At 56.2% G+C, this 15,962-nt stretch carries 15 protein-coding genes and 1 pseudogene; 8 read left to right on the top strand and 8 right to left on the bottom strand.

Translation table 11 applies throughout. The annotated features are described in order from the left end of the window. Positions 1-193 precede the first annotated feature (193 nt). Positions 194-562 carry an RHS repeat domain-containing protein gene (locus ABI546_RS04710; protein WP_348044599.1) on the bottom strand — a complete coding sequence of 123 codons (369 nt, stop codon included), beginning with the start codon at positions 560-562 and terminating at the stop codon, positions 194-196. Positions 563-767: 205 nt separating this feature from the next. Between ABI546_RS04710 and ABI546_RS04705 the strand changes: the two genes are divergently transcribed. After that, positions 768-1,232: a helix-turn-helix domain-containing protein gene (locus ABI546_RS04705; protein ID WP_348044597.1), complete on the top strand. Its 465-nt coding sequence runs from the start codon at positions 768-770 to the stop codon at positions 1,230-1,232. 1 nt (position 1,233) lies between these two features. Next, positions 1,234-1,809 (top strand): PIN domain-containing protein, encoded by a 576-nt coding sequence (locus ABI546_RS04700; protein ID WP_348044595.1) that lies wholly within the window; start codon positions 1,234-1,236, stop codon positions 1,807-1,809. Between the two features lie 446 nt (positions 1,810-2,255). Here ABI546_RS04700 and ABI546_RS04695 read toward each other — a convergent pair whose 3' ends face one another. Beyond that, positions 2,256-3,254: a quinone oxidoreductase gene (locus ABI546_RS04695; protein WP_348044594.1), complete on the bottom strand. Its 999-nt coding sequence runs from the start codon at positions 3,252-3,254 to the stop codon at positions 2,256-2,258. 125 nt (positions 3,255-3,379) lie between these two features. On the opposite strand from ABI546_RS04695, the gene ABI546_RS04690 reads away from it, so the two are divergent. The 3 genes and pseudogenes from ABI546_RS04690 to ABI546_RS04680 form a co-directional block, all read left to right on the top strand. Further along, entirely contained in the window at positions 3,380-4,234 is an 855-nt protein-coding gene (locus tag ABI546_RS04690) for a LysR family transcriptional regulator (RefSeq protein ID WP_348044988.1), read from the top strand. A gap of 150 nt (positions 4,235-4,384) precedes the next feature. Beyond that, entirely contained in the window at positions 4,385-4,576 is a 192-nt protein-coding gene (locus ABI546_RS04685; protein ID WP_348044593.1) for a PLD nuclease N-terminal domain-containing protein, read from the top strand. 253 nt (positions 4,577-4,829) lie between these two features. Continuing rightward, positions 4,830-5,057 (top strand): annotated as a pseudogene (locus tag ABI546_RS04680) (ATP-binding protein); the annotation flags it as partial. 45 nt (positions 5,058-5,102) lie between these two features. On the opposite strand, the gene ABI546_RS04675 reads toward ABI546_RS04680, so the two are convergent. Next, positions 5,103-5,720: an ABATE domain-containing protein gene (locus ABI546_RS04675; protein ID WP_348044592.1), complete on the bottom strand. Its 618-nt coding sequence runs from the start codon at positions 5,718-5,720 to the stop codon at positions 5,103-5,105. Positions 5,721-5,857: 137 nt separating this feature from the next. Here ABI546_RS04675 and ABI546_RS04670 point away from each other — a divergent pair, with 137 nt between their 5' ends. Then, complete coding sequence (locus ABI546_RS04670) at positions 5,858-6,244, top strand: VOC family protein (RefSeq protein ID WP_348044590.1); 387 nt, start codon at positions 5,858-5,860, stop codon at positions 6,242-6,244. Then, complete coding sequence (locus tag ABI546_RS04665) at positions 6,241-7,161, top strand: DMT family transporter (protein ID WP_348044588.1); 921 nt, start codon at positions 6,241-6,243, stop codon at positions 7,159-7,161. Before ABI546_RS04670 ends, ABI546_RS04665 begins: the two co-directional genes overlap by 4 nt. A gap of 433 nt (positions 7,162-7,594) precedes the next feature. On the opposite strand, the gene ABI546_RS04660 is transcribed toward ABI546_RS04665, so the two are convergent. Continuing rightward, positions 7,595-8,050, bottom strand: coding sequence for a hypothetical protein (locus ABI546_RS04660; protein ID WP_348044586.1), 456 nt, complete (start codon positions 8,048-8,050; stop codon positions 7,595-7,597). Positions 8,051-8,543: 493 nt separating this feature from the next. Between ABI546_RS04660 and ABI546_RS04655 the strand changes: the two genes are divergently transcribed. Beyond that, on the top strand, positions 8,544-12,011 hold the full coding sequence (locus tag ABI546_RS04655) for a polysaccharide deacetylase family protein (RefSeq protein WP_348044584.1): 3,468 nt from the start codon (positions 8,544-8,546) through the stop codon (positions 12,009-12,011). Between the two features lie 33 nt (positions 12,012-12,044). On the opposite strand, the gene ABI546_RS04650 is transcribed toward ABI546_RS04655, so the two are convergent. From ABI546_RS04650 to ABI546_RS04635, 4 genes are all read right to left on the bottom strand, one after another. Beyond that, positions 12,045-12,506 carry an STY0301 family protein gene (locus ABI546_RS04650; RefSeq protein WP_348044582.1) on the bottom strand — a complete coding sequence of 154 codons (462 nt, stop codon included), beginning with the start codon at positions 12,504-12,506 and terminating at the stop codon, positions 12,045-12,047. Positions 12,507-12,589: 83 nt separating this feature from the next. Beyond that, positions 12,590-13,030 carry a GNAT family N-acetyltransferase gene (locus ABI546_RS04645; protein ID WP_348044986.1) on the bottom strand — a complete coding sequence of 147 codons (441 nt, stop codon included), beginning with the start codon at positions 13,028-13,030 and terminating at the stop codon, positions 12,590-12,592. Between the two features lie 709 nt (positions 13,031-13,739). Further along, complete coding sequence (locus ABI546_RS04640; protein WP_348044580.1) at positions 13,740-14,240, bottom strand: hypothetical protein; 501 nt, start codon at positions 14,238-14,240, stop codon at positions 13,740-13,742. A 214-nt stretch (positions 14,241-14,454) separates the two neighbouring features. Then, positions 14,455-15,357, bottom strand: coding sequence for a prohibitin family protein (locus ABI546_RS04635; RefSeq protein WP_348044578.1), 903 nt, complete (start codon positions 15,355-15,357; stop codon positions 14,455-14,457). Between the last annotated feature and the right edge of the window lie 605 nt (positions 15,358-15,962).

Below are 15,962 nucleotides of genomic sequence, written 5' to 3'. Positions count from 1 at the left end.
CGCACAGACTGCTCTTCAAGCGTGGGATGGTCGCGGACATCCATCTGGCCCGTGGATCAAGTGCAAAGGTGCAGGAATCGACCTTTTGAATCCTGACTTCGTCTGAGCACCCAATTTGCAACCATGGCTGTCCTAACTTCGCAGCAATTCCCGCTTGCATCGCCTGGTATCCAGCGACGGGGGCGGCAGTTCCTTAATGCGATAAGCCCTGTAAATGGGAAACCGGGCTGGCACATCCTTCGGATACATGCATGGACATGCCCATTGAGCACGAAATGCTAGAACCTGTCCCGGTGGGGTAGCTGATGGTCTTCAGGCGGTTCAGGCTGTCCCAGCTGTACTGGGTCTGCTTGCCGCGGGCGTCGGTCTTGGTCAGGACGTTGCCGTTGGCGTCATAGGTGTACTGGCTGGCGCCGGTATCGGCCTTCAGGCGGATAGGGACGACATTCAGCCTCAATCTTCGACAGCAGTGGCAGGGAGGTGCTGTCGAAATGACCGCTCCTGTAACCCCTTCAAAAGAAAGGACGACATCCTCACCTTGTGCAATTTTTGGCGCGATCAACTCGTAAATTACTTCGCCATCGGAGTAAGTCGAGCAGTAATTATTTTGATTACCTTTGGTGCAAAAGCTGGCATGCGCCTGTATTACCGGCGGAGAAGCAATCCACCTACAAGTATTGCGTTGCGTTTATTTCGATTAATGCTAATATTGCGACTAGACCCGATAAGAGGTCTTTAGCAAACCTAGGCAACACGGAGAGAAAACTATGACGCAACACGTACTCGACCCGGCAAGCGACGCCGAAGCCGAGATGGCGGCAGTGGCGAATGCTTGTTTGATGACCGCACTGGATCACTCTCGTGCAGAACACATAAAGATAACTCTTGAATTTGATGACGGGAAGGGCGAACCCCCAGTTCTGCACCTGCCACCTAGGGCTCTGCGATTTTTCACAGAGGTCCTAAGACAGATGGCGAAGCGCGAACCTATGGTTCTGATGCCTCAGAAAGCTGAGCTGACGACCCAAGAGGCCGCGGCATTCCTAAATGTTTCGCGTCCCTTTGTTATCAAAGAGATCGAAGCACAACGCTTGGGCTGCCGCATGGTGAACAAACACCGACGGATCGAGTTTGAAGAGCTCGTGAGGTACCAGGCACAAGAGAAAGAAAACGCCGCAAACGCGCTCAGAGATGTGAGTCGGTTTACGCGGGAGATTGGTCAGGAGCTTTGATATGGCAGGAGCAGCACGTTACACAGCTATCTTGGATGCAAATGTTTTGTATCCAGCTTTTTTGCGGGACGTGCTGCTCAGCCTAGCCCATGCCGATTTGTACAACGCCAAGTGGACGGCGACTATCGAAGATGAGTGGACCAGGTCGCTTCTAGTGAACTACCCCGGAACAGAGCAGGCGATTGCAAGGACGGCCGACGCAATGCGTCGGTCCATCCCCGACTGCATGGTGACCGGTTACGAACCTCTGATCGGATGTATGAATCTGTCGGATCCTGATGACCGTCATGTATTGGCGGCGGCCGTGGTTGGCCATGCCGACGTCATAGTCACTCTGAACAGAAAAGACTTTCCCCCGATCGCGCTGGCGCCTTTCGACATCGAACTTCAGACGCCAGATGAGTTCATCGTGAATCAGATCACGCTCGGCAAAATCCGGGCTTTGACTGCCATCAAGCAAATGCGGGAACGATGGGACAACCCTGCGTACACCCCGGAAGCTCTTATTGAGCTCTTCGACAAGCGCGGCCTTGGCATGTCGGCAGCGTCTCTGGCCGACGCGGTTCATCTTCTATAGGCCTACGACGAGAATATCTTGCGCAGGTACCGGCACACCCGGTTGTCCTGGCGAGTATTGGTCTACCGTCTATTTACAGCAGGCGCGGCGTTCCCACTTGTCTTTTGCTTTGGCGTCGGTCACGGTCTGCCACTGCATGTTGCTGGGCGCGTCCGCGCCGCCACAGGCCAAAGGGTTGATGTGATCGATCACATATCCTGGGCACGCCCCTTCACCCTGCCGTTGGTTGGGCAGGGCTGCTGGTGCTTGAACTCTGATCGTGCCGTGTAGCTGCGATGTATCTTGGTCTCTGCGCCCGTCGAATATCGAGAAAGCCTAGGATTTGCAACATAAACCAGTCCAAGATTTACGCCGCACCCCCGGGGGTCAATTTTCGGTCGGCGCCAACAGCAGATTGTGCTGACAAACAAGTCGTCCTCGGATGTATTCGTGCAACACGGAACGAATCAGTTCATTGAAGGACGCAGCAATAATGCGCCCGCTGTTTTTCCGGCCTCCAACAAGCGGTGTGCATCTGCCGCCTGGTTCAACGGCAACACCCGATCAATGTGCACCCGCAGGCCTTGACCTAATCGTGCCAGCACATCTGCAGCGGCAGCCTGATATCGGTCGTTGTCGGCCATAAACCGCATGACACTCGGATATGCCAGCGAAAGTGAGCGGGTTGCAAGTAGGGATTGATCGAGCAGCGTCTGCGCACCTGCTACCTGGCCAATGCTGGCCACGGTGCCGCAAGTACGAGTGACCGTAAAACTATCTTGTAGAGTTTGCCCGCCAATGCCATCAATCGCGTATTCCACACCCTTGCCGCGCGTGGCTGCCAGTACTGCGTCTACCCATGGTTGTTCACGGTACACAATGGCTTGATCCAGCCCATGTGCCAGCGCCAGTTCGGCCTTGGCTGCGCTGCCCACGGTACCGATCACCGTGGCACCCAGCGATTTGGCCCACTGCACCAGAATCAACCCTAGGCCGCCCGCTGCGGCATGCACCAGTACCGTATCTCCGGACTGCACAGGGCGCACATGAGCAAACAACATATGCGCGGTAATGCCCCTCATAAAAGCCGCTGTAGCGATGTCGGCATCCAGATGCTCAGACAGTCGCACTGCCAAGGCAGCAGGCAGGTTTCGAACGCTGGCGTAAGCCCCAGGCAGACCCGCGTAGACCACCCGATCTCCTGGTTGCCAGTCTTCAACACCCTCGCCCACTGCTTCGACAACGCCGCTGCCTTCTACGCCGGGCACACCCGGTAATACGGGCAGCGGGTAGATGCCGCGCCGGTGGTAGATATCCACATAGTTCACGCCAATGGCACGATGGCGTACGCGGATTTCTCCGGCTCCTGGCGCTGGAACGGCACGCTCATCAATATGCAGGACATCGGCCTCGCCGTATTGGGAGACTAGGATTCGGGTTATGGCTTGGGACAAATTCGCATTCATGGTGTTGCACTCCGTTGGATGGGTTTACAAACACAATGTAGTCCGTGCAGAATCAACCCGCAATTCCAAATAAATATACATCCACTGTGCAAAAACACCCAGATCATTTTCCTGGCAACCCCAACTTGCAGTGGGATGACATCCGCCATTTTTTGGCACTAGCTCAGCAAGGAAGCCTATCTGGCGCTGCGCGCCAGTTACGGGTAGAGCACTCCACCATAGCGCGACGCGTACGGTCGCTGGAAGACGCCCTTGCAGTACGGTTGTTTGAGCGTCTGCCGCACGGCTGGCAACTGACGCCAGAGGGAGAAACCTTGGTGCGGCACGCACAGGCCCTGGAGCACGAAGCACTGACGTTTACCCGGGTCGCGTTGGGTGTCGGGGCGCTGCAAGGAACCGTGCGCCTAGCCGCACCGCCGGCATTGGTCAGTCATCGACTGGTTTCGGGTCTGGCTCCGTTACGACAGGCATGGCCCGGCATTGATCTGGATATCCTCAGCGACACCCGCGAAGCCAACCTGGCACGCCATGAAGCCGATTTGGCATTGCGGCTGTCACGCCCCACCGCACCCGGGCTGGCCGTGCGTGCGTTGGGGGAAGTTGATTTCGGACTGTATGCCACCCCGGAAGTCGCGGCCATGTCTGCAGACACTTGGCAGTTCCTAGGTTACGACGATGACTTGCGCGAAGCACCACAACAGCAGTGGTTGGAAAAAATAGCCAAAGGTCGGCGTTTTGCGTTGCGCTGCAATGATCTGGTTGCACTTTATCAAGCGACGCGCGCAGGCCTAGGTGTCGCAGTATTGCCGCATTTTCTGGCTGTTGAAGACCCGGCGCTGATCGTTCTTGCCGATCCACCCTGCCCGGTCAGTCGCACGCTCTGGCTGGTAATGCACCCCGATGTACGTCGCTCCCCGCGTGTGCGCGCAGTGGCGGATGCATTAATTGAGTTGTTCCCAGCTGGGCAGCCCATCCGCTAAATGCAGCGTTCTACTTCCGCTATCGCAGCACATGCGACAGTCAATTCATGGCACATTTCGGACAATTGGGCGCACCAGGTGCTTTCAAGTTATATTGCCTGATGTTCGGGCACTGATGGCTTGGGCCAAAAGCATAAGGAATATAAAAGCATGCAATTTGGATACAACGGACTTATTGGTGTGCTGGTGCTCGCTGGCGACATTTGGGCCATTCTCAATATTTTTCAAAGCTCTGTCTCCAACGAGAAAAAATTGATTTGGATTCTCGCTGTAGTTTTCCTACCCGTTCTGGGTCTGATATTGTGGTTTTTCCTCGGACCACGCAACGGCAGGTCAAGTTAGCGACTATTGGTGCATAGGGGCCATCGCTCCTCGGTCGCCGGTTACTTGTACGTTAAACCTTGTCCGGCTGCGTCGGATGGAATGGCTGCTTTCGCAGCTGGGCTACGTCCGCTATCGCAGCAAATGCGACAGTCAATCCAGGCAGGAAGCCGTCGTTCAGGTGGCTATCTCAACGCGCAGCAAAGGCTCCTACAGCCGTGCACTCTCCCGATTCTGAAGCAACGAGCGCTTGGCCTATTCAATCACCTCAGCCAAGAGCACGGTGGTGACCACGAACAAGCCCTTTGCCGAATGGGGCGAGGTGTTCCTCAGTGCGGCCTGCGTCGTCTCGTCGATCGACCGGCTGATGCATCGCGCCGAGCTGGTGCGCATCGAGGGCAAGTCGTACCGGTAGAAGGAGGCCGACGAACGAGAGGTCGCACGCAAGGCCGAGCGCGCGGCTCGCAAGACATCGTCGCGTTCGCGCAATGCCGCGCCGTGAGTCAGTCACCATCGTTCGCCGTGCTGGCCCCTCTTCGGCAGCAACTCAGCGCGCGCCGTTGTCGGCCTGACTTGCCCGATGATAGTGTCTGCGCGCCTTGGCCCGATTTCCACACGACGCCATCGAGCACCAGCGTCGGTTGCCGCTTTTGCTGTCGTCCAAAAAAAGATACCTGCACTCGTCGTTGGCGCAGCGCTTCACGCTCGACAATTTGTCGCTCACCAGCAGATCGGTGGCGGACCACAGAATCGGGCTGAGCAGGTCGTTAAGCCTGCAATGAGTCGGATCGAGCGCCCACCAATAGCAGCCCTTGGCGCGTGTCAAGTGGACGCGTGGCGCTGCCCCCCGTAGCAGGCTGCTGACCACTGCCAATTGTTCGGCATCCGGTTCGCGACGTTCCGCATGATCGACCAGGACAGCGTAAAGCCCTTCCCTCAAGTTCAGGGCGGCATCAAATGCCTGGCGCTCCTTCATCTTGTCGGAGAGGTACCCCGTCCTGAAGAGATCGACCAGCGTCTTCGGTACATGCGACGACCTCTCGCACCACCCGAGCACGTCTTCGAGTGTTTTCAGGTCATCGGTCGGATCCTTACGTCCGCGCCAGTAGAGCGTATTGGCGAAGTCGATACATCGAGTCAGCGGCGGCGGAGCGATCAGCAGCATTTGACGGTCATTCGGGCTCGAATCATGTCCCTATTCTATCTAACCCCTATGCCGGTTGACTTTCGCCACCGAGGATGTCAGAATAATAACCATCATGATGGTTATCATCATGCTTTTCAACCCCAGGAGAACGCAACGTGATCGACCATCTCTCTTTTGGTGTGACCGACATCGCCCGCAGCCGCCTTTTCTATGACGGAGCGCTCGGCGCGTTGGGCTATCGAATGCTTTCAGGCGACGACAGAGCGCTAGGCTATGGTGCTGACGAGCCCGTACTCTGGCTGTACAAAACGTCGCGCGCGGTCCAGTCCGGTCCCGAGTCCGGATTGCACGTCGCTTTCAAAGCGGCGGATCGCGATGCCGTTGCTGCCTTTCACCGTCAGGCGCTACAGCTTGGAGGCCATGACAACGGAGTGCCTGGATTGAGGAGCTCCTACGGACCCTCGTACTACGCGGCGTTCGCGATCGATCCCGATGGCTACCGGCTGGAAGCGCATTGCGAACTTGCAAAGGCAACACCGTGACGACTGCCACGGCCACCACCCGCGCCGTACGGACCGGGACCCGTCGCGACATCAGCATCGGAGTGGGATGGGGATTGCTCGTCGTGCTGATATGGGCCACTTGGGTGGTGTCGTCACGCGCCGGGGTGAAGTCCAGTCTGAGGCCGCTGGATATCGCTTTCATCCGCTACGCGTGCGCTTCTATCCTTTTGCTGCCCGTGGCCTTGCGGAAGAGCCTGCCGTTGGTTATCAGAAGCGTGCCAACGACGCTCGCGATCGTGGCGGGGGCCGGCGCCCCGTTTCTGCTCGTCAGCGTGACCGGAATGAAGTTCGCGCCTGCATCACACATCGCCTCGGTGATGATTGGGAGCATGCCGTTCTTCGTGGCTCTTTTGGCGGTGGTCATACTTGGTGAGCGTCTGCGGCCGATCCAATGGGCGGGGTTTGCCGTGGTGGTCGTGGGTCTCTCCATCATCAACGCGTCCGGCCTGTCCGATGGCAACTCGGACTCATGGCGCGGGCAAGTGCTGTTTTTGCTCGCGGCTGCGATGTGGGCTGTCTATACGATTGCCATACGCGCTGCGAAAGTAACGGCACTTCATTCCGCGTTTGCTGTCAATGCGTGGTCGTTGATTCTCGTCACGATCGCCTATGGCGCACTCGGACGCCCCGACTTTGCATCAATGCGCTGGAGCGATGTCTGCATCCAAGCTGCGGCGCAGACCGTGTCCGCAGTGGTGGGACTCTATGCGTTTGGCGAATCGGTGCGGCGATTGGGGGCGGCGCGGGCGGCGGTGATCAGCGCGCTCACGCCCGGCATCGCGACGTTGTTGGCCATACCGATGCTGGGAGAGCATCCATCTGGGATGAGCCTTGCCGGAATCGCAGTGATCACCGTCGGTGTGGCGTGGGCAAGCGTCTGGCCTAAAAAGCCCTGACAGGCTGGACGACTGGTTGCGCGACCACCATCGGCGAATATCGTACGGTGCTGGCGGTGACTCAATCGTAGTCGGCGCACTAGTCCCGTCAGCCGATCACTCTCTCCTACCCACGCAATGGAGTCTGTGCAATGGATGTTCTGGAACCGCGTACCGAAGACCCGGCCGGCCTGGAGTCAGGGCGATCGCTGCAGGATATTCTGAAGGTCTAATGCTTCGGTTGCGGCGCCCTGAACGAGCGCGGACTGAAGGTCAAGAGTCGGTGGGCGGGCGATCGGCTCGTCTGCCATTGGCAACCCGAGGCTCACCACATCGGCTATGCGGGCCTAGAAAAATCACTTACGCGTATCCCCTCCAAATCGTCCACTAAAGGTGCTGGAGACGAACTTCGCATGACCTATTGCGACAAAACCCCGCCCGTGCTTAGATCAAGTTAGTTAGAGCAGGTGAGCTGCAGAGACTGGATGTTGCCACCGAAGCCAAGCTTCTTGATTAAGCCAGCTTCCTTGCTGTTGGCAGGAAAGTCAATCGATTTGTCCTTGAACATCTGGTGCTCGTAGATTTTGAGCATAGTCTTGGGGCCTGTGACGAGGCTGTCGATGCTCCGCTTCAGTTGTTTGCCGCTGCCTTTGTCCATGCTGTCTATTGAAGCGGGGCCTACCACTGTAAGCATGTCGCCCTTGAAGTTTCGTTCGTCGTAAAACTGAGCCCAGCAGCCGGCATCAAGCGCGCGGTTGGAAACTTCAACGGGCACAAGCAGTATCACCGGTGCTGGCTGATTCCCCGCAGCAGCGGCAGGCGTGGTGGAGGCGGTAGCGGTTTGGGCAAATCCATTGGCTGCGCTCAAGCCAAGTAATCCAGCCAGCAGCAAGGGGGTAAAGGTTTTCATCATGGAGACTCCTGGGTGTTATTCCAAAGCTGCGCGGTTGCGTAGCTCAAGCCTTTCAAGTTAACACTTCGTGTAGATTGCTAGCGTAGGAAACTGGCGCAAAGTTGAGGCAGTTCATATCCCGATCTAGGGCTTCACCGGATAGGGCCTACCCTTAAGCTCAACAGCAGCCCCGCAGTAAGGAGAGATTTTCGGGCCACGCTATCGGTCTGGCGGCCTAACCGAGAAAAATCGCTATCCGAAAAAGCGGCACCAACACTGTCACTCGGGGTGTCAATGCGAGCACTACGGGTCGAGTGAATGTTAGTGCCTACACCTATAACCAACAAGGCAACCCGGTCAGACGGGAGTCCTGCGGTATTTACAAACACAAATGTCCGCTTGGATGCGCACATGACAATATGTGGGCTGTGGCTGATTATGGTGATAGATGAGGGTGAGATACTGGGACTGAGGCGACTCAATTCTTGCCTCCCTTACTCATAGCTTCCGCATGTCTGAGCCAATACCCGTCAACCCCTCTCCAACAAACACCGCTGTCGAAGGAATTCGACCGGTATTTTTTGACCCCACCAAAAAGCGCTGGCCACGTTTGCGACTGGGTATGACCTTCGTCGGCATCACGCTTTCCCTGTTGTTGGGCGCGCTCATGCTCAGCATTCTCGCCACGCCAGTGCTGCCGGCGCTGCATCTGCCGGCTGTCAGTTTCCTACCCCACGGTGCGCACGCTATTCCGGAGGTTCCAGCGCTCGCGCTCGAGCGCCCTATGACCAGCCGCGAACGTGCTTTGCATAGCGACGAAGTCAAAATCGCACACGAGCGCGAACGCAGCCTGCGCCAGCTTCAGGAGCGGCCGCACAAACAAGCTCCCGGATCGGAGAGCCGTCCGCTTGCTATCGGCTTCTTTGTCAACTGGGATGACGCCAGTATGAGCTCGCTCAAGGAGAACCTGGGGAGCCTGGACACCGTGATTGCTGAATGGCTGCATCTGTCCGCCGAGGACGGCACCATTCGCGAAGACGATCCGACCCGTACGGCGACCGTCACCAAATATATCCGTGACCGCCGTCCTGATATCGCGCTGGTGCCGTTGATCAACAACTGGAACGGCAAGAGCTGGGAAGGGGCCAAATTGACGCGGATGCTGGCTAACCCGGTGGCCCGCAAGCACGCCATAGCCCAGCTGCTGACTTTCGTTGAAAGCCATAACTACACTGGCATCAGCATCGACTTCGAAAGCGTTGCACCTAAGGCGCAGCCTGACTACCAGCGTTTTATTGCCGAGCTTTATGCGGTGATGCACCCAAAGAATCTCACCGTCTCGGTTAACGTGCCAGCTGACGACGCCAGCTTCGGCTACCGCCGCTTGGTTGACAACGCCGACTACCTGATCCTGATGGCCTACGATGAACACTGGGCTGACGGAAAGCCAGGGCCAATTGCCAGCCTGCCGTGGTTCGCCAACGTGCTGCGCGAACGTCAGCGTGACATTCCCGCCAGGAAGATGGTTGTCGCCATTGGCAACTACGCCTACGACTGGGGGCCGTCTGGCCAACCGGCCGAGGAACGCACCTTCGAAGAAGCGATGCTCACCGCCAAGGAATCGGAAAGCAAGTTGAAACTTGAGCCGAATTCCCTGAATTCGACATTTGACTATGTCGATGACGACAACCGTACCCGTCACGTCTGGCTTCTCGATGCAGTGAGCGCGTTCAACCAGTTTGTGGCTATTCGTTCTGCACAGCCGCTAGGTGTCGCCTTGTGGCGGCTCGGAGGTGAAGACCCCGCCATCTGGAAGATATTCGGCAAGGAAGGCGCGTTAGATGCCGCCCGCGCCGCGCAACTTTCCGACATCCGTTTCGCCTACGGCGTCGACTACGAAGGCAAGGGTGAAGTTCTTGACATCACTGCGCAGCCGCAGGTTGGCAGCCGTGTGATCGAATTTGACCCGCAGCGCGGCTTAATTTCGGCTGCACGCTTCACCGCGTTTCCCTCGCCTTACGTCATCACCCGCCGGGGTGCAGTTGACCACAAGATCGCACTCACGTTTGACGACGGCCCTGACCCTGTTTTCACCCCACGCATTCTTGACGCCTTACGCGAAGCCAAGGTGCCGGGGACTTTCTTCATCATCGGGTCAAACGCTCAGAAGCATCCAGAATTGCTGCGCCAGATGGTGAGTGATGGGCACGAAATCGGCAACCACACCTTTACCCACCCTAATATTTCGTCCATCTCCCCAAGGCAATTTCAACTCGAGCTCTCGGCGACGCAACACCTGTTGGCCAGCGAAGTGGGCCGCTATTCCATCCTCTTTCGTGCGCCCTACGGTGTCGATGCCGAACCCGAGACCATCGACCAGGTCCGCCCGCTGGAATTTGCCGCCAAGCAAGGCTATGTCAGCGTGGGCATGCAGATCGACCCGAATGACTGGCAGCGTCCGGGCACCGACCAGATTGTGCAAAGCGTTGTCGATGGAGCCGAAAGAGGCGATGGCAATATTGTTCTCCTGCACGACTCTGGTGGAGACCGAACGCAAACCATCGCAGCCATACCGCGTATCGTCGAAGAACTGCGCAAGCGTGGGTTTGAATTTGTCAGCGTTGCTCAATTGCTCGGGCGCAGCCGCGACGACATCATGCCCCTTGTCTCGCGTGACAACCAACAGCGAATATGGTTAGACGGCGCCGGTTTCACCTTGATCAACTGGGCTGAAACCGCCATCAATTGGATCTTTCTTCTTGGCATCATTCTGGGTATTGCCCGGTTGCTGTTTGTGGGCACCTTGGCCGTTTACCAGCACTGGCGCGAGCGCAATGCCGTCTTCGACCCCACTTATTCGCCATCGGTCGCCGTCATCGTTCCGGCCTTCAACGAAGAAAAGGTGATCGTCCAGACCATTGCATCGCTGCTCGCCAGCGACATATCCCGCGAGTTCGAGATCATCGTCGTCGACGACGGCTCCACAGATGGAACCTACAGCGTCGTTAGCCAAGCTTTTGCCAAGGATATGCGCGTGCGCGTCTTCACCAAGGAAAACGGCGGCAAGCCTGCCGCACTCAACTTCGGCCTGACGAAGACGCAGGCTGAAGTCATCGTCGCCCTGGATGCCGACACCGTTTTCACAAAGGACACCATCGTCAAACTTGTGCGTCACTTTAGTGATCCGCTGATCGGCGCCGTCGCTGGCAATGCCAAGGTCGGCAACCGTATCAATCTGCTCACCCGTTGGCAGGCGCTCGAATACATCACCAGCCAGAATCTCGACCGCCGGGCTTTTGACGTGCTCAATTGCATCACGGTGGTCCCTGGAGCGGTCGGAGCATGGCGGCGCGAACTTGTCGAGCGCGCCGGGGGCTTTAACCGCTATACGCTTGCCGAAGATGCCGACCTGACCCTGGCGATCCGCAAACTCGGCTACACCATCGCCTACGAAGACGAAGCCATTGCCCTCACCGAAGCGCCGGACACGGTGCGCGGTTTCCTCGGCCAGCGCTACCGCTGGATGTACGGCACGATGCAAGCCGCCTGGAAACACCGGGACGTGCTGTTTCGTCCTCGCTATGGCGCGCTCGGCTTTGTGGCCCTGCCAAACGTCATCATCTTTCAGATTCTGTTCCCGCTGGTATCGCCTGTCATGGATTTATTGTTGGTCGGCTCTCTTGGGTCGGCCGCCTTTAACCACTGGCAGCATCCGGAAGAATTCTCGCCGGAGAACCTTTGGCGCGTACTTTTCTACTACGCCCTGTTCGTCACCATCGATTACTTGGCCGCCATCCTCGCCTTCGCGCTCGAACGCAAGGAAAGCTGGTGGCTGTTGATCTGGCTGTTCTGGCAGCGTTTCTTTTATCGTCAACTGATGTACTACGTGGCCATCAAGGCGACCTTCGCGTCGCTTAAAGGTGCACTCGTAGGCTGGGGAAGCCTGGAGCGCAAGGCTACGGTGCAGTCGGGGGCGTAGTTTGCGGATGCTTGAAGGAAGGGTTGGAACGCATCAGTGACACGAAACCTCGAATTCCACTTCGGCGAACCGTCCATGGCGGATAACGATGCACTCTTTAATGTGGCGCGGAATGGTCCGGCTTAGCTGGGCATGCACCCCATAGCGGCAGACTAGCGAAAACGGCCCCTTGCTGCGGTGATTGGCTATTCGGAAGATACTCGAAACCGACAACTGGTCGTCGTTGAGTTGTTTCTCGCCGTCTGGGTCGAGGGTTGCCTCAAGGTGGCCGTCCACCGCGTATTCAATATCTGAACCTGTGAGTCGCAGTGGCTGGTTGCTGTACACGAGCCACCCGACATGCGCCGCTTTGTCGACTTGAGTAACCATCACGGGGGGACAGTTCAGGCGCTCAAATTTATTCGCGTAAGTGACAGACGAACTGGCCAAGCAAGCTGCTCCAGCAAATGCGATCAACCCTTTCCCGAGTTGTAGCAGTCGAGCGCGGCCTTGCATTCAATACTCTTTAATATCACCCACAATTCGCACGCTGCGAAAATGTAGCGAAGTAGCCAGGTGTCTTTGCGTATCCGTGTCTGTCAACATCTGAGAGCCCCGCCGTGCAGATAGTAGTTATCAAACTCTGTCTGCTCCACTTGAGTGAAACCATTCTTTTTATAAAACTGGTTTGACCGACTTCCCCGAAGCGCGCCAACCTTCACCGCAAGGGCTTGCTCAGCGGCCTCCCCAAATACTACGTGAAGCACAGCTGCTCCTATTCCTCGACTTTGAAACTGAGGCCGGACGTAAAGATGGTCAAGCAAAAGCGCCCCCTCGATGGGCTTCAGCACGAAGAAGCCAACTCGTATTCCACCCAGCTCAATGTGCCGAGTGCGTGACGGTTCGAAGCTCGAGAGGAAACGCTCGCGAGCACGCGCCGGTTCGAATCGCCCAATACTCTCCAGGCTTTCGCGCATGGCATCGATCCTAAGCGCCACCAGTTCCTCGCCATCATCCGACGAGGCTTGAGTCAATGAGATGGAGTGATCGAACGACGACACGTTTTCAGGGACTCTACGTTGGAAATAATCGGAACGCAATAGATGCAGCAAGCTGAAGCTTTGAGTTGCGTGTCCACGCAGAGCGCCAAGTTAAACGCATGGTGCTAACCAAACAGCGAATTGCTAATGAATGCGACAAGAAGGAGCGTTCCCCATAGGGACAATGTGACGCCGATTCTTCGCGGTTGTTCAGTACCCCACAAGTGCCCGAACAGAACAGCGACGCGCGCACTTCCCAAGACGAGACCAACGACACCCGCGAAGACCACTACTGCCATGCCCCAAACATGGAAGGTACCAAACACGCCGAGCAATTCTAGTCCCCGACCCCGGCTTAAGACCGCAAGGCTGACGGGCACAACTAAAGCCATAACCGCCATGATGAGAGCGGAGAGAACCCCCGCAATCAAGCGATCCCCAACTGAAACGTCTGTGCTCATTTGGTGAGAACGTGGATGGCGAAACGTCACTAAAAGCTACCGCACGGCACCCACATGCTGATCACCACTCGGCCAGACACTTATCGCGTGACGACAAGAGCCGGTGCACTACTCCCCGTTGCACGCTCAAGGGTCATCTTCTGCATCGCGATATTCGTCACACTTTGGTCTTTCATTACCGGATATGCGCTCTTGAATTGAGCAACGTCACTTCCATAATCATCCCTTAGGGAAACTCTCAAGGTTCCCTAACTGAAGCCCGTAACGGCCTGATCGATCAGAGGTGTTGCAAAGCCGCTTGCCTGATCATCCTTGGTAGTTTTGGCCGTATTGACCATATCAATATGGCCAAGATAAAGAACTGTCTTTGGAGGCACAACGAAAGGTGCGTTCACAGCAAAGTCAATAGCTCCTCTGATGGGAAAAGTCCCGGCGGTGCTGAAGAGTCTGCTCACGGCGTATGAGCCTGGTGGCACCTGGACGTGAACGAGGACCGAATTGGTCCACGGAGTTACATCTTCCGTCATAGGCATGCGTTGCTGCTCAGATTTTTTGTCCAATTTAGCCAACATGACCCCCAGGCGTTCGGGCCCATAGTTGGGCTTCAATTCATTCGTCATGCTCACGCTCATGAGTAATACCGATCCTTTGCTCCAGTCGACCGACGTGGCTTTGGGATCAATTTTTGTGGCGCATCCGCAAAAAACCATGAATGCAGAAACCAGTAACACTTTCAAAAACCGACCCATTGCAATCTCCCTTATTTTTAAAAAATCATAATTACGCCTTCGACTTAAATACCCAGGCAGTGCTTGTCCGCGAATTCCGGGTTGCCATGGAATCCAAGAACATCCGCCAAGCGGATGAGTCTGTCGGGTCGGCCAACTACCGCTCTGATTTTGCGGTCTGTCTCTCTGCACTTGGTCCGTATCAGCCGCACGACGACGCAGACCTTTTCCAGAGCTATTTGCGTACCGCAGGAGCAATCGGCGTGGGAACGTTAAACAGCATCCCTCCACTCTCGCCACTCATAACCGACGGCATTTGCCCGTTCCACTTGGCTATTGCGTCTTTTTGCAGTTTGATCCGTTCCCACGCCAGCAGACGGTCATCGATTGACGATGCGAGCGCGCGATTCGCCGCAGCTTCTCCCTCTGCTAACGCAATCTTCTTTTTTGCTTCTGCCTGTGAAGAACGCAATTCGTTTTCGACTTTAATCGAGTCTTGGATGGCCCGTGTTTTGGCGTTAACTGCGTCCAGCAACGCAGGCGGTGGCCGGAGCGCACCAATAAGACCAAATTGTTGGATGGTGACGCCGATTGGACTTACGCGACTGCCCAACTCTTTGGCTAATCGATTCAGAAACTCCTCTTTCTTGGACCCGTTGATATCGTCGAACGCGTATTCGGAGCCGATCATTACTACAGCGTTGCGCGCGGTATCTCGCAGAAAGCCATGCGTGAAAGACTCAATGCGGTCAGCACGAAATTTTGTATAAAACTCAGGTACTTTCTCGGCGTCCAGAAGATAGGAAACAGCAACATCAAGATTCACAGGCACTGAGTCCTTTGTGTTGAAGGTCAATTCCTCATTGACAGGATTACCCTCTTTCAAGTCATGCGTCCAGATCACTCGCTGAACGAATGTCGGATAAACAATGACTGTGGACTGAATGGGGTTGAAGAACACGAAACCTGTGACGACATCTTCACGGGTAATTCCGCGGTTGACGAGGCGATTGACCTTGATCCCGGTGTAGCCTGGGGGAATGATCGTCCAATCAAGCACCGTGCCGCGCACCAGAAGTGCCGCAACCACGACTACTCCAACTATGATGCCGGCTAATTTCATACTTCGAAAAATCATTGGTGTTTCCTTTTTAGTAATCTGATTAGATGCCCTGAAATCAAAGGTCTGAAAATAGGCGCATATACACCCTAAACCAGCTGGCTGCGGTCACCGTCGGTTCAAATCACATTTGACGTAACGGTTGCGGCAAGGCCATTCTATTTCCGTACAGGGTTAAGACGAGTCAAAATACCACCATGTCGTCCGGCGCCCAAATCACCCGCATGCTCAATCCTTGTGCTTCGCAGGCAGATCATGGCTGTGTAGCCAGCCCTGTGTTGACAAATACACTTACAGGGGATGGATTCACGGATTTGCGTCGCCTTATGGGCCAAACATGTGCGGTAAAGAAGTTCAACTTCACAACCGCTTTGGTAGTTGGGCTGGATGGTCTAAGTTATCAAAGGCGATATTGCTACGAGCATCGGGCAGACGCACAGACTGCTCTTCAAGCGTGGGATGGTCGCGGACATCCATCTGGCCCGTGGATCAAGTGCAAAGGTGCAGGAATCGACCTTTTGAATCCTGACTTCGTCTGAGCACCCAATTTGCAACCATGGCTGCCCTAAGAGCGGCTAACAAAACTGTGTCATCGGCGCTGAGGGGTAGAACGTTTGCCGATG

This window comes from Polaromonas sp. (assembly GCF_039932935.1).
GTDB lineage: Bacteria > Pseudomonadota > Gammaproteobacteria > Burkholderiales > Burkholderiaceae_C > Polaromonas.
The sequence above is the reverse complement of the archived record's forward strand: the minus strand, read 5'-3'. Positions and strand labels throughout refer to the sequence as shown.

Coding starts and splice junctions, on each gene's coding strand:
- ABI546_RS04705 (WP_348044597.1), top strand. CDS start 768: ATGACGCAACACGTACTCGACCCGGCAAGCGACGCCGAAGCCGAGATG.
- ABI546_RS04700 (WP_348044595.1), top strand. CDS start 1,234: ATGGCAGGAGCAGCACGTTACACAGCTATCTTGGATGCAAATGTTTTG.
- ABI546_RS04695 (WP_348044594.1), bottom strand. CDS start 3,254: ATGAATGCGAATTTGTCCCAAGCCATAACCCGAATCCTAGTCTCCCAA.
- ABI546_RS04685 (WP_348044593.1), top strand. CDS start 4,385: ATGCAATTTGGATACAACGGACTTATTGGTGTGCTGGTGCTCGCTGGC.
- ABI546_RS04675 (WP_348044592.1), bottom strand. CDS start 5,720: ATGCTGCTGATCGCTCCGCCGCCGCTGACTCGATGTATCGACTTCGCC.
- ABI546_RS04660 (WP_348044586.1), bottom strand. CDS start 8,050: ATGAAAACCTTTACCCCCTTGCTGCTGGCTGGATTACTTGGCTTGAGC.
- ABI546_RS04655 (WP_348044584.1), top strand. CDS start 8,544: ATGTCTGAGCCAATACCCGTCAACCCCTCTCCAACAAACACCGCTGTC.
- ABI546_RS04650 (WP_348044582.1), bottom strand. CDS start 12,506: ATGCAAGGCCGCGCTCGACTGCTACAACTCGGGAAAGGGTTGATCGCA.
- ABI546_RS04640 (WP_348044580.1), bottom strand. CDS start 14,240: ATGGGTCGGTTTTTGAAAGTGTTACTGGTTTCTGCATTCATGGTTTTT.
- ABI546_RS04635 (WP_348044578.1), bottom strand. CDS start 15,357: ATGATTTTTCGAAGTATGAAATTAGCCGGCATCATAGTTGGAGTAGTC.